We start from the raw sequence: 18,423 nt of genomic DNA, 5'->3' as shown, positions 1-18,423 counted from the left end.
TCACGGCATGACCCAAGCCAAGGCCATCGAAGTCCAGTCCGTCTCCAAGAACTTCGGGGCCTATCAGGCACTGAAATCCGTCAGCTTCGGCATCGGCAGCAACGAGTTCTTCACGATGCTCGGCCCGTCCGGCTGCGGCAAGACCACGCTTTTGCGCATGCTCGCCGGCTTCGAAAGCCCGGATACGGGCTCGATCCTGCTCAATGGCGAGGAGGTCGTCTCGATCCCGCCGCACAAGCGGCGCGTCAACACGGTCTTCCAGAGCTACGCTCTTTTTCCGCACATGACGCTGGAACAGAACGTCGCCTACGGCCTCGAAAACCTCGGCTGGGAGAAGGGCCGCATCAAATCCCGCGTCGGCGAAATGCTGGAACGCGTCCACATGTCGGCGATGGCGACGCGCAAGCCCACGCAGCTCTCCGGCGGCCAGCGCCAGCGCATCGCGCTTGCCCGCGCGCTCGCCCCCGAGCCGGAAGTGCTGCTGCTCGACGAGCCGCTGTCCGCCCTCGACCTGAAACTGCGCCAGGCGATGCGCGACGAGCTGCGCACCTTGCAGCGCGACACCGGCATCACCTTCGTCTTCGTCACCCACGACCAGGAAGAGGCGCTCGACATGTCCGACCGCATCGCCGTGCTCGGCGGCGGCGAGGTGCAGCAGATCGGCACGCCCACGGAAATCTACGAGGAGCCGGTCAATCGCTTCGTCGCCGATTTCGTCGGCGAGACGAATTTCCTGGATGTCGAGGTGCTGGAGACCCTCGGAGGGCAGGCGACCATTCGCATGCCTTTCGGCCCTGATATTACCGTGCCGGCGACCGGCAGTACTGCCAAGGGCCGCGCGACGCTCTCCGTACGCCCGGAAAAGATCAATCTCGGCAACCAGGCACAAGGCATCACCTTCGAAGGCCGCGTCACCAACAAGAACTATATGGGCGGCTACACCCATTATACGCTCGACGTCGCGGGCACGGAGCTGCGCGCCTCGCGCCGCAACGCCTCGCGCGAAGGCGATACGATCCCGCTCGGCGCGACGGTTCCCGTCGGCTTCGTCGCGGGCTCCGCACGGGTGCTAGCGGCATGACGGACAGCGCCCTTCACACCCACGCCGGACTGGAGCGCGCGCCGCGCGCCCGGTTCTGGCACAACCTCTCCTTCTGGGGCCTGCTGCCGTCGCGGCTGTTGATGGGCTTCGCGCTGATCCTGCCGATCTTCATCATCGCCGCCGTGTCGGTGGCGACGCGCGGCGCCTATGGCGGCTTCACCTGGGATTTCAACCTCGCCGGCTACAGCCAGATCCTCTTCAACGAAGGCTGGACCGGGGAACTGGAATTCACCCCTCAATACCTGCTGATCATCGGCCGCACCTTCCTTTTGGCCGGCGCCACCACGCTGATCTGCCTCCTCTTCGCCGTGCCCGTCGCCTATTTCATCTCGCGCCAGCCGGCGAACCGCAAGGCGATCCTCGTCTATCTCGTGACACTTCCCTTCTGGGTCTCGATGATCCTGCGCGTCTATGCCTGGATGATCATTCTCGGCAAGGACGGCACCCTGCCGAGCTTCCTGGAACAGCTAGGTTTTCCCGCCGGCATGAGCTTCATGTTCAACGACGGCGCGACGCTGACGGCCATGGTCTATACCGCCATGCCGCTGATGGTGCTGCCCGTCTTCGCCTCCATCGAAAAGCTCGACGGCACGCTGATCGAGGCCTCGCACGACCTTTACGGCGACCGCTGGGTGACGCTGCGCCGTGTCATCCTGCCCTTGACCGCCCCCGGTCTCGTCGCCGGCGCCATCCTCGTCTTCGTACCGGCGCTCGGCGCCGTGCTCGAACCGACGCTGATGGGCGGCGGCAAGCAGATGATGATGGGTTCGCTGATCCAGTTGCAATTCGGCGGCGGCCGCAACTGGCCCTTCGGCGCGGCCATCGCCATGACCTTGATGGCCGTCGTCATGCTCTTCCTGATTTTCACGGCACTGCGCGCCGCCCGCCGGGAGGCCCGGCCATGAGCATCCGCCACGACGTCAAGCGCTATCCGGGACTTCGCCCCCTCACCATCTTCTTCTTCCTCTATCTCTATGTGCCGCTCGCCGTCATCGTCGTCTATTCCTTCAACGCCAACCGCGTTGCGGGCGTGTGGACGGGCTTTTCGCTGAAATGGTACGGCTCGGCGCTGAACAATGCCGCGCTGATGAGCGCGCTGGAAACCTCGCTGACGATCGCTGCCGTGGCGACCATCGTCTCCACCCTGATCGCGCTCTCGGCGGCGCTTGCCATCATCCGCGGCAAGAACGTCCGCTTCCGCAAGCTCTCCGAAACGGTGGTCAACCTGCCGCTGCTCCTGCCGGAGATCGTGCTGGCCGTCGCGACCCTCATCCTGTTCTCGCTGCTCGACATCCAGAACGGCCTTGTCCGGCTCATCGTCGCCCATTCCGCCTTCTGCACGCCCTTCGCCTTCCTGCCGATCCGCGCGCGCCTTCAGGGCATGTCGCTCGATCTCGAAGAAGCGAGCGCCGACCTCTACGCCGACCGCTTGACGACCTTCCGCCGCGTGACGCTGCCGCTGATCTTCCCCGGCGTCTTCTCCGGCGCGATGCTCGCCTTCCTCATTTCGATGGACGACTTCATCACCTCAAACCTGCTTGCGACAGGCGGTTCGACGACGCTGCCCGTCTACATCTTCTCGCTGATCCGCGCCGGCACCTCGCCGGAACTGAACGCCATCGCGACGCTGCTGATCCTTGCCTCACTCGTCCTTGCCACCGCAGCGCTTCTCGTTGCGGCGCGGGGCACACGCGACAACCCTGACCAATAACCGGGCCGAACCATAATCAAAGAGAGGAACATAAAATGAAGAAATACTTTGCAGCCACAGCCCTCGCCCTCTGCTTCGCCACGAGTGCGCAGGCAGCCGGCGAACTGAACATCTATGCCTGGGCGGAATCCATCTCGCCCGCGCTCATCGAAAAGTTCTCCAAGGAGAACGACGTGAAGGTGAATGTCGACAGCTTCACCTCCAATGAGGATCTGCTGACCAAGTTGCAGGCCGGCTCCTCCGGCTACGATATCGCCACCCCCTCGCAGCACTTCCTGCGCGTGATGATCGATCAGGGCATCATCGAGAATTTCGGGGCCAGCAAGCTGAAGGCCTATGAGAATATCGAGGAGAAGTGGCGTAACCAGTGGTGGGACGAGACGCAGGATTATTCCATCCCGCTCGCCTACGGCACCGCCGGCTTCGTGGTGAATACCGACCAGTACAAGGGCCCGACCGACAGCTTCAAATATTTCTTCGAGCCCGAGGGTGAGCTGAAGGGCAAGATCGCGCTCCTCTCCTATCCCGACGAGGTGATCGGCGCCGCCCAGCTCTATCTCGGCGTGCCCTTCTGCTCGGAAGATCAGGCGGAGATGAAGAAGGTGCTCGATCTCCTGATGGCGCAGAAGCCCTCGGTTGCCGTCTATTCCTCGGACAATATCGCAAGCCGCCTCGCCTCCGGCGAAGTCTCGGCGCATTTCTGGTGGGACGGTGACTCGCTGCGCGCCCGCAAGACCGGCTCGCCGGTCAAGCTCGCCATGACCAAGGAAGGCCTCGTCGGCTGGATGGACAGCTACGTCATCCCGAAGGGCGCACCGAACCACGACAATGCGGTGAAATTCATCGAGTTCATGTCGACCACGGAAAACGCCACGGAGCAGATGAACTTCTATTCGCACTCCTCGCCGATGAAGGTCATCGAGGCCAAGGTGGAAAACACCAAGGAGACGGCGCCGGAACTCTATCCCGACGTACCGATCACCTTCTCGCGCACCTGCTCGGCCGCCGCGCAGGATCTCGTGACCCGCGTCTGGACGCAGCTTCTCCAGTAACCCCGCTCTTGCGCCGCGGGTGACCGCGGCGCCATCCATCGCCATCCAAGGAGACCAAAATGCCCGTGCACACCCGTATCCGCCCCTTCAACACGAAGGAAACCTATCCCGAGCAAAAGCTGAACAACGATCTCTGCCAGGCGGTGGTGGCACGGGGAGCGACGGTTTTCGTACGCGGGCAGATCGCACAGGACCTCGACACGCGCGAAAGCCTGCACATCGGCGATGCCGGTGCGCAGGCCCGCAAGGCCATGGAAAACATCAAGATGCTCTTGGAGGAGGCCGGTTCCGACCTCAGCCATATCTGCCGCGTCGTGGTCTATCTCATCGACATCCGCTACCGCGAGGCCGTCTATACCGAGATGGGCAAATATCTTCAGGGCGTCTTCCCGGTCTCGACCGGTCTCGTCGTCTCCGCTCTCGCCCGGCCGGAATGGCTGGTCGAAATCGAAGCGACCGCCGTTATTCCCGACGAAGCGTGAGGAGGGCGGCATGACCTTCTCCATCTCCGGCCGCTGCGAGAGAACCGGCATGTTCGGCATCGCCGTGTCCTCGTCCTCGCCGAGTGTCGCGGCACGCTGCGCCCATGTGCGCGCCGGCGTCGGCGCCGTCTCGACCCAGAACGTCACCGATCCCCGTCTCGGCCCGAAGGGACTGGACCTGATGGCAGCAGGCCTTTCCGCCGAGGCGGCGCTGGCACGCCTCGTCGCGGAGGCCCCTGATATCGAATACCGCCAGCTGGCGCTCGTCGATGCGACGGGCGGCACGGCAAGCTATTCCGGCGCGAAAACGCTGGGCACCCATGCGACGGCGCGCGGCGACAATGTCGTGGCCGCCGGCAACATGCTGACGACGACGGACATCCCGCAGAAAATGGTGGAAGCCTTCGAGGCGGCAAAGGACCAACATCTCGGCGACCGACTGATATCAGCCATGCGCGCGGCGATCGCGGCAGGCGGCGAGGAAGGCCCGGTGCATTCCATGGGCCTCGTCATGGTCGACAAGGTCTCGTGGAACGTCGCGGACCTGCGCGTCGACTGGACCGAGGGCGACCCCATCGAGGAATGCGCGGCGCTGTGGGAGCGCTGGCGCGGCGAAATGGACGCCTATGTCACCCGCGCGCTCAACCCCTCGGGGGCACCGAGCTACGGTGTGCCGGGGGATTTGTGAACGGAGAGAAGACCCCTCCCTAAATCCCTCCCCACAAGGGGAAGGGACTTGAGCGCGGCGCTCTCCGGCGGACAATCTATTGCGAAGAGCATGCTGCCAGCCTTTCTCCCCCCTTGTGGGGGAGATGCCGGCAGGCAGAGAGGGTCTTCCGACATATCTCAAACACCCGACTTCCACCGAAAGAGCGCCATGATCCCCTCAACCGCAGAAATCCTCGCCCGCCTCGTCGCCGAGCCGACGGTCTCGCGAACGTCCAATCTCGCGCTGCTCGACTATGTCGAAGACCTGCTGCGCGCCGCCGGCGCCCGCATCGAGCGTTTTGTTCATCCCGATGGCAGCCGGGCCAATCTCTTCGCGACCATCGGCCCGGAGGGGCCTGACGGCGTCGTGCTGTCAGGCCATACGGATGTCGTGCCCGTCGAGGGGCAGGCCTGGACGGGCGATCCCTTCACGCTGATCGAGCGGGACGGCCGGTTCTACGGCCGCGGCACCGCGGATATGAAAGGGTTCGTCGCGGCGGCGCTGCGCGCGATGCTGCTTGCCGCCGAGCGCCCGCTGAAACGGCCGCTGCATCTTGCGCTGTCCTATGACGAGGAGATCGGCTGCATCGGCGTGCGCGGCATGATCGAGGCGCTGGCGACGCGGCCCGAACGGCCGGCGCTCTGCATCGTCGGCGAGCCGACGGGCATGAAGATCGCCACCGGCCACAAGGGCAAGCTCGCCTTCCGTGCCTGCTGCCACGGGCAGGAGGGCCATTCGGCGCTCGCCCCCAACGCGCTGAACGCGCTGCATCTCGGCGCCTCGTTCATCCAGGCGCTTCAGGCACGGCAGGAGGCGCTGGCCGACCACGGCACGCGCGACGACGACTACGACATTCCCTATTCCACCATCCATGCCGGCATGATGCAGGGCGGCACCGCGCTCAACATCGTGCCCAACCGCTGCGAGATCGATTTCGAGATCCGCAACATCGCCGAGGATGATCCGAATGCCATCCTCACCGGCATCGCGGCGGATGCCGAAACCATCGCCAAACCTTACCGCAACCGTTTTCCCATGGCCTGTATCGAGATCGAGCCCGTTTCCGGCTATCCTGGCCTCAACACCGCTGCGGACGCACCGGTCGTGACCCTCCTGAAAAGGATTCTCGGTGACGACGGCACGCTCAAGGTCGCCTTCGGCACGGAAGGCGGGCTCTTCGATCAGGACTTGGGCCTGTCCACCGCCATCTGCGGCCCCGGTTTCATGGACCAGGGGCACAAGCCGGACGAATTCGTCAGCGCGGAGCAGCTTGCGCGCTGCGACGCGATGCTTGCCCGCCTGGTCGATGCACTATCCGCCGCCTGAACGCCTAAAGATCAGGCGCCGAAGGATTTCAGGATCGGGCATGGCCCGGTCTTGCCGATGGCGCATTCGGAAACGAGCTTTTGCAGCGAAGCGCGGGCGTGTTGCAGCGCCTCCATGCGCGCATCGAGTTCGGCAAGGCGTTTGGACGCCATCTCGCGTGCCGCAGCACGATCTTCGCCGGAATCGAGCGCCAGAAGCTGGCGGATCTCCTCCAGCGTGAAGCCGGCCGCCTGCGCCTGGCGGATGAAGCGCAGGCGGTTGACGTCGCTTTCGCCGTAATGGCGAATGCCGTCGATGCGCTTGGGCGTCGAAAGCAGGCCCCGGCGCTGGTAAAAACGCACCGTCTCGACGCCGACATCAGCCGCCGCCGCAAATTTTCTGATCGTCAGATCTTTTGGCTGTTGACTCCGTACCATGGTACGGAACCTATAGTTCTGCCAACGATTTCACAAGACAGGAGACGTGAGATGTTGGACAAAACCCAGGATACCAAGAAGGCCGTTCTCTACCGCATGGTGATGGACAGCCACACATGCCCCTATGGCCTCAAGGCGAAGGACCTGCTCAAGCGCTCGGGCTACGCGGTGGAAGACCGCCACCTGACGACCCGTGAAGCGACCGACGCCTTCAAGGCCGAACATGGCGTCGCCACCACGCCGCAGGTCTTCATCGGCGGCGCCAGGGTCGGCGGCTACGACGATCTGCGCCGCTATCTCGACAAGCCCGTTGCCGACCCCAAGGCCACCACCTATCGCCCGGTCGTCGTGCTCTTCGCGCTGACGGCGTTGACCGCCATGGCGGCAAGCTATGCCGTCAGCGGCTCACCCTTCACGCTGCGCGCCGCCGAATGGTTCATCGCCTTCTCGATGGTGGTGCTGGCGCTGCTCAAGCTGCAGAACGTGGAAAGCTTCGCCACCATGTTCCTCAACTACGACCTGCTCGCCAAGCGCTGGGTGCCCTACAGCTATATCTATCCCTATGCGGAAGGCCTTGCCGGCGTGCTGATGGCGGCGGGTGCGCTCAACTGGCTGTCCGTCCCCATCGCCCTCCTCATCGGCACGATCGGCGCGGTCTCGGTGTTCAAGGCCGTCTATATCGACAAGCGCGAACTGAAATGCGCCTGTGTCGGCGGCGCAAGCAACGTTCCGCTCGGCTTCATCTCGCTCACGGAAAACCTGATGATGATCGCGATGGCGGTCTGGATGGCGGCTGCCTCGCTTGGCTATATCGGCGGCCACGCCATGTAAAACGGCCCGGCGCCGCCCCGAAGCGGCGCCGTTTTCCCGTCTTGACCCTTTCTTCACGCTCCTCACGTAAGGAAAGCGGACGGCAATTCTTTGCCGCGAACCGGAATGGCACAGGGTCTGAGTGGGTCGCGATGTCGAGCGTGCGTTCATTTGAGGCAGGGGATGTCGAAGCGGTGGCGAGCCTCTTTCAGCGGCTGCTGCGCAAGACCGACGCGCCGGCAAGCGACGACCTGAAGGCCTATCTGGAAGCGCTCTTTCTCGGCGAGGCCAGCCACGATACCGGTCTTTTCTCGCGCGTGCATGTGCGCGCCGACGGCACCGTCTCGGGCTTCCTCGGCGTGCTGCCCGTCGAAATGGAACTCGAGGGCCGCCGCCTGCTCGCCGCCAATTGCGGCACCTTCGCCAGCGACGATCGCGACAGCGATCCCTTTGCCGGCGCCCGCCTGCTGCGCGACGCGCTCTCCGGCCCGCAGGATCTTTCCTTCAGCGAGACGTCCAACGACGTGTCCACCGACATGTGGCGGTCGATGCGGGCAGGTGTGCTGGCCCCCTACAGCCTGGAATGGCTGCGCATCCTCAAGCCCGCGTCTTTCGCACTGGAAGCGGCGGCCGCGAAAATTTCGGCGGCTCGCCTGCTGTCGCCTTTCGCGAAACTCGGCGATGCCATCCTCTGCCGGCATGGCGACCGGCAGGCTTGGTCGCATTACGCCCCGCTCGCCGGCAAGGCCGATGCCTTCGAGGCGACCGCGGCCGACAACGCCGAATTCGCAGCACTCTGCCGCGATCTGGTCACGCAGTTTCCGCTGCGCCCCGTCTGGGATCAGACGACACTGGAGAGAATGCTGGACCATGCCGAACGCAAAACGCTGCATGGCGAACGCATCCAGCACATCGTTCGCGCGCGGACCGGCAAGCCTGTCGGTCTCTATCTCTACTATGGAAATCCCGGCGGCATCGGGCGCGCCGTGCAGGTCATGGCGGCACCGGCACAGGAGCCCATCGTCATCGACTGCCTCATCCGCAATGCCTATGAGCGCGGTCTCGTCGCGATCCGGGGCCGCACGCAGCCGCAACTGCTTCAGGCGATGATCGGCAAGAAATGCGCTTTCCTGCACGCCTCCTCGACCGTCGTGCATGCCCGTGATCCAGCGATTCTCGCGGCTCTGACGCAAGGCCAGCCCTTCCTCAACGGCCTTGCCGGCGAGGGCTGGACGCGCCTCATCGGCGACCGTTTCGAGTAGCCCGGCATGTGCGGGATCGCGGGATATCACGGAGGACATTTCTCGGCCGAACAGGGCGCGGACTACCTTTCCCGCATGGTCGCGGCGCTTCGCCACCGCGGGCCGGACGGCGAGGGCGCGCTTGTGCGGGGCGATACCGGCCTTGCCCATACCCGCCTTTCCATCGTCGGCCTTTCCGACGGCGCCCAGCCGATGGTCTCGGACGATGCGGACATCACCGTCTCCTTCAACGGTGAGATCTTCAACTATGTCGAGCTGCGCGAAGACCTCAAGACGCGCGGCCACCGCTTCCGGACGACCTCCGATACCGAAGTGCTCCTGAAGGCCTACGAGGCGAAGGGCGCCGATTGCCTTGCGGATTTCAACGGCGATTTCGCCTTCGCGCTGCACGATGCGCGGAGCCGCACGCTGCTTCTGGCGCGCGACCGCATGGGTGTTCGCCCGCTCTTCTACACCGAGCACGCGGGCGCGCTGTTCTTCGCCTCGGAGATCAAGGCGCTTCTCTCCCTGCCCGGCATGGTGGCGGAGATCGATCCTGTCGCGCTCGACCAGATTTTCACGCTCTGGTGCCCCATACCGCCACGCACGGCCTATCGCGGCATCCACGAACTGCCGCCCGGCCACCTGATGCTGGTGAAGGACGGCGTGCGCACCATCCGCCCCTGGTGGCAGCTGTCCTATCCGGACCGCGCCGACGTGCCGCCCGCCCGCCCGATGGACGAACAAGTGGAGGAGCTGCGGGCTCTGCTCTCCGATGCCACCCGCATCCGGCTGCGCGCCGACGTGCCTGTCGGCGCCTATCTCTCCGGCGGCCTCGATTCCTCGCTGATCTCGGCGCTCGCCGCACGCACCGTCACGCACGGCCTGCGCACCTTCTCGCTGACCTTCCGCAGCGAGGAACATGACGAAAGCAGCTGGCAGCGCCGGATGGCCGCGACGCTCGACGCCGAGGCCGACAGCGTGGAATGCACTACGGCGGCGATCGCTGACAGTCTTCCAGCGGTGATGCGTCATATCGAATGCCCGATCCTGCGCACCGCGCCCGTGCCACTTCATCTCCTTGCCGCCCGCGTGCGCGAGTGCGGCATGAAGGTCGTGCTGACGGGCGAAGGCGCGGACGAGATCTTCGCCGGCTATGATCTTTTCCGCGAGGCGCGCGTGCGCCGCTTCTGCGGCCGCCAGCCGGGGTCAGCCCGCCGTCCGCGTCTCTTCCAGCGGCTCTATCCCTACCTGCCGGGCTTGCAGCAGCAGTCGCCGGATTATCTCGCCCGCTTCTTCGCCTTCGGCGCCGAAGCGCATGACGACCCGCTCTATTCCCACCGCCCGCGCTTCCGCTCGACGGCGGCCGCCAAGCTTTTCTTCTCGCCCGATTTGAAGACCACGCTCGGCGACTACGATGCCGCTGCCGACCTCGCTGCCCGACTGCCGGCGGATTTCGGCCGCTGGCATGCGCTGCATCAGGCGCAATATCTCGAAACGGCGTTTCTGCTGCCGGGCTATATCCTGTCCAGCCAGGGTGACCGCGTGATGATGGCCAATGCGGTGGAAGGGCGCTTTCCCTTCCTCGATCCCCGCGTCGTCGCCTTCGCCGCCGGCCTGCCGCCGGAGGCGAAGCTGCGGGGGCTGCGTGAAAAACACATCCTCAAGGAGGCCGCCCGCGGCCTCGTACCCGTGGCGATCATCGACCGCCCCAAACAGCCCTACCGCGCGCCGGACAGCGAGAGTTTCGCCGCACCCGGCACGCCGGCCTATCTCGGCGACGTTCTTTCGCCGGCGCGGATTGCCGAAGGCGGCCTCTTCAATGGCCCAGCGGTCGGCAAGCTGAGGGACAAGGTTCTCAAGGGACAGGCGAGCGGTTTTCGCGACAACGCCGCCTTCATCGGCATTCTTTCGACGCAGCTTCTCGGCGCAGCCGCGCCAACACATCCAGCATAGGGAGGGAAATCCCGGACATGTCCGACGCAACCAGAACCGCCATCCGCGCCTTCATCGTGGAAAACTTCCTGTTCGGCGACGACAGCCAGCCGCTCGCCACCGACCTCTCGCTGATAGACAACGACCTGATCGATTCCACCGGCATCCTCGAACTGGTCGGCTTTCTGGAGGAGCGCTTCGCCATTTCCGTCGCGGATGCCGATATCGTGCCCGCCAATCTCGACACGATCGACCGCATCGCCGGCTTCATCGCCCGCAAGCAAGCCGCCTGAGGCGCGATGCGGATCGAGCGTACCCTTGAGGCGAGTGCTGCGCAGGACGGTGCCAAAACGGCGATCGTCTCCGGTGAGGCGCGGCTCAGCTACGACCGCCTGCTCGATCTCTCCCGGCGCCTCGCGACGACGCTTCACAACCACGGCGCCGGGCGCGGCGAGCGTGTGCTCATCCTGCTCGACAACGGCTGGCGCACGGCCGTCGCCGTTTTCGCGACCTGGATGGCAGGAGCTGCGATTTGCCCGGTCAATCCTTCCACGAAAGCCGAGCGGCTCGCCGCCATCGCCGGCAATTGCGCGCCGGCGCTCGTCATCGTCGAAAGCCGCCTGGAACGGCTCGTCGAGGACTGCCAAGCACTTGCCGCCCTACCGCGCCTCGTCGTCGGTGAGGCGGGTAGCTTCGATTCCGCGCTGGAGGCCGCGCCCTTCGTCCCGGCCGAACCTTTTCCCGACACCGACCTTGCCGCGCTGATCTATACCTCGGGCTCGACGGGCGAGCCGAAGGGCGTGATGCACGGCCACGACACGCTCGACGCCGCCGCTCGCGCAATCAGCCGCTATCTCGAAAACAGCGCCGTCGACATCATCCTCGTCGTGCTGCCGATGTCCTTCGGTTACGGGCTCAACCAGTTGGTGACCGCGATGCTCTCAGGCGCGACGCTGGTCATCGAAAAGTCCTTCGCCTTCCCGCAGGCCGTTTTCGAGACGATCCGCGCCGAACGTGTCACCGGTTTCCCGCTCGTGCCGACCATGGCGGCGATGATGATGCAGGCGCGCGACCTCGACCCCTCGCTTTTTGCAAGCCTGCGCTACCTCACCAGCGCCGCCGCCCCCCTTCCGCTCGCCCATCTCGACTGGCTGCGCGCCTTCCTGCCGCATACGAAACTCTTCTGCATGTACGGCCAGACCGAATGCACCCGCGCCACCTGGCTTCCGCCTGACAAGATCGACACAAAACGCGGTTCGGTCGGCATCGCCATACCCGGCACGCGTGCCGTGGTGGTGGACGAGGCGGGCGAGGCAGCTGCGCCCGGCACGATCGGCGAACTCGTCATCGAGGGGCCGCATGTCATGCGCGGCTACTGGCGCAACGAGGCCGCCACGAGCCGTGCCCTGCGTCCTGCTCCCAATACCGGAACGCTCCGCCTCCATACCGGCGATCTCTTCACCGCCGATGCCGACTGTTATCTCACCTTCGTGTCCCGCATGGACGACATCATCAAGTCGCGCGGCGAGAAGGTCGCGCCGCAGGCGGTGGAGGAGGTGCTGTGCCGCATGCCCGGCATTGCCGAGGCGCTCGTCGTCGGCGTGCCGCATGACGTGCTCGGCGAAGCCGTCAAGGCCGTCATCGTCGCCTCCGATCCATCCCTCACCGAGCGCGAGGTGCTGCGTTTCTGCGCCCGCCATCTCGAAGACCACATGGTGCCGAAGTCGGTGGAATTCCGCGACGCCATGCCCAAAACCGATAGCGGCAAGGCCAGCCGCCGCCTCGCCGCCCTGCCCGCCAACCCGACAGGATCGAAATGATGCCCCATACGCCCGCCTTCGCCCCGCTCGTGCTCGATCCCGCCGCCGAGGTAGAGCGCATCTCGCAATGGCTGCGCGAGAAGCTGCGGCTCGACCTGCGCAAACGCGGGCTGGTGCTCGGCCTTTCGGGCGGCATCGATTCCAGCCTGTGCGCGGCCCTTGCCGCCAAGGCGCTCGGCGCGAAGAACGTCTTTGCCCTTTATATGCCGGAAAACGATTCCGATCCGGAAAGCCTGCGGCTCGGGCGCACCGTTGCCGAAACCTTCGGCATCGACAGCACGCTCGAGGATATCGGCCCCGCGCTAGCCGCCATGGGCTGCTATGAGCGCCGCGACGCCGCCATCCGCGAGGCCGTGCCTGAATACGGCGACGGCTGGGCCTCCAAGATCGTCTTCGACAGCACGATGACGACGGGCGGCTACAACATTTCCTCGCTCGTCGTGCGCACGCCGGAGGGCGAGATGCGCAAGGTGCGCCTGCCGGCCAGCGCCTATCTCGGCATCGTCGCGGCGACGAACATGAAGCAGCGCAGCCGCAAGCAGCTCGAATATTACCATGCCGACCGGCTGAATTTCGCCGTGCTCGGCACGCCGAACAAGCTGGAATACGATCAGGGCTTCTTCGTGAAGAACGGCGACGGCGCAGCCGATATCAAGCCGATCGCCCATCTCTACAAGTCGCAGGTCTATCAGCTCGCCGCCTATCTCGGCGTTCCCTCGGAAATCCTCTCGCGACCGCCGACGACGGACACCTATTCTCTGCCGCAGACGCAGGAGGAATTCTACTTCGCCCTGCCCTACGACAAGATGGATATCTGCCTCTACGGGCTGAACCATGGATTGCCGGCCGAAGCGATTGCTGCGGCGACGGGCCTCAGCTCAAGCCAGGTCGAGCTGGTCTGGACCGATATCGCCGCGAAACGCAAGGTCGCCCGCTACCTGCATTGCGCACCGCTCGTCATGGACGGGGTGAACTGACGGCCACCCCAACCCTTCGGATAGGCCCGCTTGAATTCCCGGCCGCCCCGTCTATCCTGTCGCCATGCGCCCGAACCTCACCTTCGAACAGCTCCAGCGCTGGAGCAGCGGCATCGCCTCTGCTGTCAGCGCCACCTTGCCCGAAGATATTTCGGCGCATTTCACGGCCGGCGCGCGCGGTATCATCGCCTCCGATCAGGTCTATATCGGCCTCTATCTGCGCGACAACGCCTCGATCACCATCTACGAGCGTGATCCGGACCACTGGAACCACAATTACGACACGCGCAAATACCAGCAGGACCCGTTCTTCCGCCGGTTCGCCGGCTCGCGGCAGGATTTTCTGCTACCGCTTTCGGCGCTCGACAAGGGCGACTTCCACACCAGCGCCTATTACCGGGATTTCTACGAGCCCTCGGGCAGTTTCGACGAGATCACCGGCGTCTTCAATTTCGATCGCAATGCCGCGGGCTTCGTCACCTATCTGCGCCGCCGTGGTGCCCGCCCCTTCGGCGACGAGGACGTGGCGATGGCTGAAGCCACCGCCGAGGCGACCCGCATGGTGCTGGAGCGCCTATGGCGGCAATGGCGGCCGGCGGGCGAAAGCTCGCTGTCGCTTGGCGAATTAAGCGCTAGGGAACGCCAGATCGCCCTCCTCCTCATCGACGGCGGCTGCGCGAAAACCATTTCGCGCGACCTCTCCATCTCGCCCGGCACGGTGCGCAACCATATCAAGACGGTCTATCGCAAGCTCGGCATCCACTCGCAGGTGGAGCTGATGGCCGCCGCACGCGACGGCGGCCGCGCTCTGCTCTCACTGCCCTGAAACGACCCGTGTCCATAGGCGGTTCTGCAGGCGCAGGAGCTTCGCGTCGCTCGTTTCCACCACGAAGAGCTTCGCCTTGACGTCGTCCGGCGGGAAGACGCCGGGATCCTTCGCCACGGCTTGATCCATCAGCGGCAGTGAGTCAGGGATCGGATTGGCGTAGGAGACGTAGCTGGAATTGGCCGCCGCAATCTCCGGCCGCATGTTGAAGTCGATCCAGGCGAGCGCGTTTTCCGGATGCGGTGCGTCCTTCGGCATGGCCATGGTGTCGAAGTTGATCAACGTCCCCTCCTTCGGGATGGCATAGGCGATTTCCAGCTTCTTCTCGCTTTCGGCCGCCCGCGCCTTCGCCTGCAGGATATCACCCGACCAGCCGAGCACGACGCAGATATCGCCATTGGCGAGGTCGTTGATATAGCGCGAGGAATGGAAGTAGCGGATGTGCGGGCGCACCTTCAGGAGCAGCTCTTCCGCCTTGGCGATATCGTCCGGGTTCGTCGAATGCGGATCGATGCCGAGATAATTCATCGCCATCGGGATGATTTCGGCGGGCGCATCGAGCATGGCGACGCCGCATTCGGCGAATTTCTCGACGATAGCGGGATCGAACACCATGGCGAAGCTGTCGACCGGCGCGTCGCCCATGCGCTGCTTCACGGCGGCGATGTTGTAGCCGATGCCGTCGGTGACGGACATGTAAGGCACGGCGTAGGTATTGTCGGGATCGGCGCCCGAAATCAGCGACAGCGCCTGCGGATCGAGCTTGCCGATATTGCCGAGCTTCGGCTTGTCGAGCGGCTGGAAGGCGCCGGCCTTCACCTGGTTCTTCAGGAAGGGATAGGCCGAGGGGTAGACGACATCGTAGCCCGAGCCGCCGGTCAGCATCTTGGTTTCCAGCACCTCGTTGCCGTCATAGACGTCGTAAACGACGCGGATGCCGGTTTCCTTCTCGAACTTTTCCGCCGTATCCGGCGCGATGTAATCCGACCAGTTATAGACGTTGACGACCTTTTCCTCCTGCGCCCGCGCGCCGCCCATGGCGGCGAGCAGAGCGAGGGCCGAGACGAGAGCAGTCTTGCGCATGGTCTTCTCCTCAGGCTTTCGTCTGGCCGGCATAGACCGGCAGGGTGATGCAGGCGACATTACCGCCGCCGAGCAGGATTTCGCGGGAATTCTCAATGCCCGTGATGCGGTGTTCGGGGAAGAGTTCGGCGAGCTTGGCTTTCGCGGCCAAGTCCAGCTTTTCGTCGTCGAACTGCGGCACGACGACGGCGGAATTGCCGGGATAGTAGTTGATATAGGTGGCCGCGATGCGGTTGCCTTCCGGGCGCGCCCAGGTGCTGTCGACCTGATCGACGCTTTCGGCCTCCTCCGCCGTCATCTCGATCGGGCGGGGATGCAGGATGCGGTGCACCTCCAGCGACCGGCCGCGCGCATCGCGGGCCGAGCGCAGCACGTCCTCCACCTCGCGCACGATCTCGTATTGCGGATCGTCGCGGTCTTCCGTCCAGCTCATCGCCACGACACCCGGTCGCACGAAGCAACAGACATCGTCGACATGACCATCCGTTTCGTCGAAGCAGAAGCCGCGCGGTAGCCAGATGACATGCTCCAGCCCGAGATAGTCCGAAAGCTGCTTCTCCACCTCGGCCTTGCCGAGATGGCCGTTGCGGTTGCGGTTCAACAGGCACTGTTCCGTGGTGATCAGCGTGCCCTGCCCGTCGCATTGCAGGCCGCCGCCCTCGGCGATCAGCTTCGAGCGGTAGCGGTCCATATTCTCGGTTTCCAGCACCTTGCGGGCGGCGAGGTCGTCGAGGTTCCACGGCGCATAGAGGCCGCCGTCATTGCCGCCATAGGCGTTGAAGGTCCAGTCGACACCGCGCACCACGCCGTGATCGTTGATGACGAAATTCGGGCCGCTGTCGCGCAGCCAGGAATCGTCCGTCGACATTTCGACGAGGCGCACGCTGTCCGGCAGCATGGCGCGGGCGTTCAGCCACTGGCGCGACGAGACGGCGATGGTGACCGGTTCGCTCTCGGCAATCGCCGCCGCGACCCGCGCGAAAAGTTTTTGCGCGGGCTTGGCGCCAAGACGCCAGGTGTCGGACCGCTCCGGCCAGATCAGCCAGCAGCCGGCCTTCGGCTCGAATTCCCCCGGTGCGCGAAAACCATCGGCCTTCGGCGTGCTTTGAAGCGTGCGTACCATGTATCCCCCAGATGAAAAATCCGGGGGGATTAAGGCAAGCACGGCCCGTTCGGGTCAATGTCCCATTTGGGATGGGCGGTCAGCCCTCGAAGACCATCAGCGTATCGCCGGCCTGAAGATAATCGCCTTCCTTGACGCGCAGGCGCAGACGGCCGGCCTTGGGGGCGAGCACCTGCGTTTCCATCTTCATGACTTCCATGACGGCGACCAGCTCACCCTCGGCAACCATGGCGCCATCGGCGATCTTGAAGGCTTGCAGCGTGCCCGAGACCGGAGCGGCGATGCCGTCCTCGGCAGGCTTGCCGCCGCCTGTGGCTGCCGTGCTCTGCCCGGCCGCGCCAAGCCCAGCAAGAAGCAGGCTCGGCAAAGCGAGCGACACGCGCTTGCCGTCGATTTCAAGATGGGTGCGGATCAGCGTCGGGTCAGCGGCGGGCTCCGGCCGGGCCGTGGCCTCCGGCATGGCGGCGAAATCGGTCTCGATCCAGCGGGTGTGTACCTTGAAGCCATCGGTCCCGATGAAATCGTCCGTGTCGATGGCGGCGCGGTGGAACGGCAGGACGGTCGCAACACCCTCGATGCGGAACTCATTCAGCGCCCGGCGGGCACGGCGCAGCGCCTCCTCGCGGGTGGCGCCGGTCACGATGAGCTTGGCCATCAGCGAGTCGAAAACGCCGGGAATGGTCGAGCCGGTGACGACGCCGCTATCGAGGCGCACGCCGGGACCGGAGGGCGGGTCGAAGGCGGTGATCGCACCAGGCGTCGGCAGGAAGCCGCGGCCGGGGTCTTCGGCATTGATGCGGAACTCGATGGAGTGGCCGCGCGGCGCGGGTGTTTCGAGGAGCGTCAGGCGCTGGCCCTCCGCCACACGGAACTGCTCGATGACGAGGTCGATGCCCGTCGTTTCCTCGGTGACGGGATGTTCCACCTGCAGGCGGGTGTTCACCTCGAGGAAGGAGATCGTGCCGTCGACGCCGAGCAGGAATTCCACCGTGCCGGCGCCGGAATAGCCGGCGGCCGCACAGATCGCCTTGGCGGCGGCGTGGATGCGTTCGCGCTGTTCCGGTGCGAGGAAGGGTGCCGGCGCTTCTTCGATAAGCTTCTGGTTGCGGCGTTGCGCCGAGCAGTCTCGGGTGCCGAGAACCAGCACATTACCGTGCTTGTCGGCGATGACCTGCGCCTCGATATGGCGGGGGCGGTCAAGGAACCGTTCGAGGAAACATTCACCACGGCCGAAGGCGACGGTCGCCTCGCGCACGGCGGATTCGTAGAGATCGGCGACCTCTTCCATTTTCCAGGCGACCTTGATGCCGCGCCCGCCGCCGCCATGCGCGGCCTTGATGGCAACCGGCAGGCCATGCTGTTCCGCAAAGGCGATCACTTCGGCCGCCGAGGAAACCGGGCCGTCGCTGCCGGCCACCAACGGTGCCCCGACGCTCTGCGCGATGCGCCGCGCCTCGACCTTGTCGCCAAGCGCCACGATGACGTCGGGATCGGGGCCGATCCAGGTCAGGCCGGCCTCCTGCACCGCCTTGGCGAACCGGGCGTTTTCCGACAGAAAGCCGTAGCCGGGATGCACGGCATCCGCACCCGAGCGCTTTGCGACAGCGATCAGCTTGTCGATATCGAGATAGGTTTCCGCTGGGCGCACGCCGTCAAGTCCGTAGGCTTCGTCAGCCAGGCGCACGAAGAGCGCGTCCGCATCCGGATCCGCATAGACGGCAACGGACTGCATCCCGTAATCCCGGCAGGCGCGCAGGATGCGCACGGCGATTTCGCCACGATTGGCAATAAGCACTTTCTTCATGGCGCT

General features: G+C 65.0%; 18 protein-coding genes. 14 read left to right on the top strand and 4 right to left on the bottom strand.

Annotated elements, in window-relative coordinates; translation table 11 throughout:
* The first annotated feature begins 7 nt into the window (after positions 1-7).
* From AC27VQ_RS00600 to argE, 7 genes are all read left to right on the top strand, one after another.
* Positions 8-1,081 (top strand): ABC transporter ATP-binding protein, encoded by a 1,074-nt coding sequence (locus AC27VQ_RS00600; RefSeq protein ID WP_488714763.1) that lies wholly within the window; start codon positions 8-10, stop codon positions 1,079-1,081.
* Complete coding sequence (locus AC27VQ_RS00595) at positions 1,078-2,007, top strand: ABC transporter permease (protein ID WP_488714762.1); 930 nt, start codon at positions 1,078-1,080, stop codon at positions 2,005-2,007. Before AC27VQ_RS00600 ends, AC27VQ_RS00595 begins: the two co-directional genes overlap by 4 nt.
* Entirely contained in the window at positions 2,004-2,813 is an 810-nt protein-coding gene (locus tag AC27VQ_RS00590; RefSeq protein ID WP_488714761.1) for an ABC transporter permease, read from the top strand. The genes AC27VQ_RS00595 and AC27VQ_RS00590 overlap by 4 nt, the downstream gene beginning before the upstream one ends.
* A 35-nt stretch (positions 2,814-2,848) precedes the next feature.
* Entirely contained in the window at positions 2,849-3,865 is a 1,017-nt protein-coding gene (locus AC27VQ_RS00585) for an extracellular solute-binding protein (protein ID WP_488714760.1), read from the top strand.
* A gap of 59 nt (positions 3,866-3,924) precedes the next feature.
* Positions 3,925-4,347, top strand: a complete 423-nt coding sequence (locus tag AC27VQ_RS00580) for a RidA family protein (RefSeq protein ID WP_050743390.1) — start codon at positions 3,925-3,927, stop codon at positions 4,345-4,347.
* Positions 4,348-4,357: 10 nt separating this feature from the next.
* Positions 4,358-5,035: a DUF1028 domain-containing protein gene (locus AC27VQ_RS00575; RefSeq protein ID WP_488714759.1), complete on the top strand. Its 678-nt coding sequence runs from the start codon at positions 4,358-4,360 to the stop codon at positions 5,033-5,035.
* A 189-nt stretch (positions 5,036-5,224) separates the two neighbouring features.
* Positions 5,225-6,382, top strand: a complete 1,158-nt coding sequence (argE, locus tag AC27VQ_RS00570) for an acetylornithine deacetylase (RefSeq protein ID WP_488714758.1) — start codon at positions 5,225-5,227, stop codon at positions 6,380-6,382.
* A gap of 11 nt (positions 6,383-6,393) precedes the next feature.
* On the opposite strand, the gene AC27VQ_RS00565 is transcribed toward argE, so the two are convergent.
* A complete protein-coding gene (locus AC27VQ_RS00565) occupies positions 6,394-6,798 on the bottom strand; it encodes a MerR family transcriptional regulator (RefSeq protein WP_488714757.1) in 405 nt (134 codons plus the stop codon).
* Between the two features lie 51 nt (positions 6,799-6,849).
* Between AC27VQ_RS00565 and AC27VQ_RS00560 the strand changes: the two genes are divergently transcribed.
* The 7 genes from AC27VQ_RS00560 to AC27VQ_RS00530 all read left to right on the top strand — a co-directional run bounded on the left by AC27VQ_RS00560 (position 6,850) and on the right by AC27VQ_RS00530 (position 14,407).
* On the top strand, positions 6,850-7,629 hold the full coding sequence (locus AC27VQ_RS00560) for a MauE/DoxX family redox-associated membrane protein (protein WP_488714756.1): 780 nt from the start codon (positions 6,850-6,852) through the stop codon (positions 7,627-7,629).
* Positions 7,630-7,760: 131 nt separating this feature from the next.
* Positions 7,761-8,870, top strand: coding sequence for a hypothetical protein (locus tag AC27VQ_RS00555; RefSeq protein WP_488714755.1), 1,110 nt, complete (start codon positions 7,761-7,763; stop codon positions 8,868-8,870).
* A 6-nt stretch (positions 8,871-8,876) separates the two neighbouring features.
* Positions 8,877-10,805, top strand: a complete 1,929-nt coding sequence (gene asnB, locus AC27VQ_RS00550; RefSeq protein ID WP_488714754.1) for an asparagine synthase (glutamine-hydrolyzing) — start codon at positions 8,877-8,879, stop codon at positions 10,803-10,805.
* A gap of 17 nt (positions 10,806-10,822) precedes the next feature.
* Complete coding sequence (locus tag AC27VQ_RS00545) at positions 10,823-11,077, top strand: acyl carrier protein (RefSeq protein ID WP_488714753.1); 255 nt, start codon at positions 10,823-10,825, stop codon at positions 11,075-11,077.
* Between the two features lie 6 nt (positions 11,078-11,083).
* Positions 11,084-12,604 carry a class I adenylate-forming enzyme family protein gene (locus tag AC27VQ_RS00540; RefSeq protein WP_488714752.1) on the top strand — a complete coding sequence of 507 codons (1,521 nt, stop codon included), beginning with the start codon at positions 11,084-11,086 and terminating at the stop codon, positions 12,602-12,604.
* Positions 12,604-13,581 (top strand): NAD(+) synthase, encoded by a 978-nt coding sequence (gene nadE, locus AC27VQ_RS00535; protein ID WP_488714751.1) that lies wholly within the window; start codon positions 12,604-12,606, stop codon positions 13,579-13,581. The genes AC27VQ_RS00540 and nadE overlap by 1 nt, the downstream gene beginning before the upstream one ends.
* 64 nt (positions 13,582-13,645) lie before the next feature.
* Positions 13,646-14,407, top strand: a complete 762-nt coding sequence (locus AC27VQ_RS00530; protein ID WP_488714750.1) for a helix-turn-helix transcriptional regulator — start codon at positions 13,646-13,648, stop codon at positions 14,405-14,407.
* Here AC27VQ_RS00530 and AC27VQ_RS00525 read toward each other — a convergent pair.
* The 3 genes from AC27VQ_RS00525 to AC27VQ_RS00515 all read right to left on the bottom strand — a co-directional run bounded on the left by AC27VQ_RS00525 (position 14,396) and on the right by AC27VQ_RS00515 (position 18,417).
* Positions 14,396-15,490, bottom strand: coding sequence for a polyamine ABC transporter substrate-binding protein (locus tag AC27VQ_RS00525; RefSeq protein WP_488714749.1), 1,095 nt, complete (start codon positions 15,488-15,490; stop codon positions 14,396-14,398). The genes AC27VQ_RS00530 and AC27VQ_RS00525 overlap by 12 nt on opposite strands.
* A 10-nt stretch (positions 15,491-15,500) precedes the next feature.
* A complete protein-coding gene (aguA, locus tag AC27VQ_RS00520) occupies positions 15,501-16,613 on the bottom strand; it encodes an agmatine deiminase (RefSeq protein ID WP_488714748.1) in 1,113 nt (370 codons plus the stop codon).
* Positions 16,614-16,692: 79 nt separating this feature from the next.
* Positions 16,693-18,417 (bottom strand): acetyl/propionyl/methylcrotonyl-CoA carboxylase subunit alpha, encoded by a 1,725-nt coding sequence (locus AC27VQ_RS00515; protein ID WP_488714747.1) that lies wholly within the window; start codon positions 18,415-18,417, stop codon positions 16,693-16,695.
* Positions 18,418-18,423: the final 6 nt, after the last annotated feature.

The sequence above is a fragment of the Shinella sp. 20P9.1.1 genome (genome assembly GCF_057798995.1).
The sequence above is the reverse complement of the archived record's forward strand: the minus strand, read 5'-3'. Positions and strand labels throughout refer to the sequence as shown.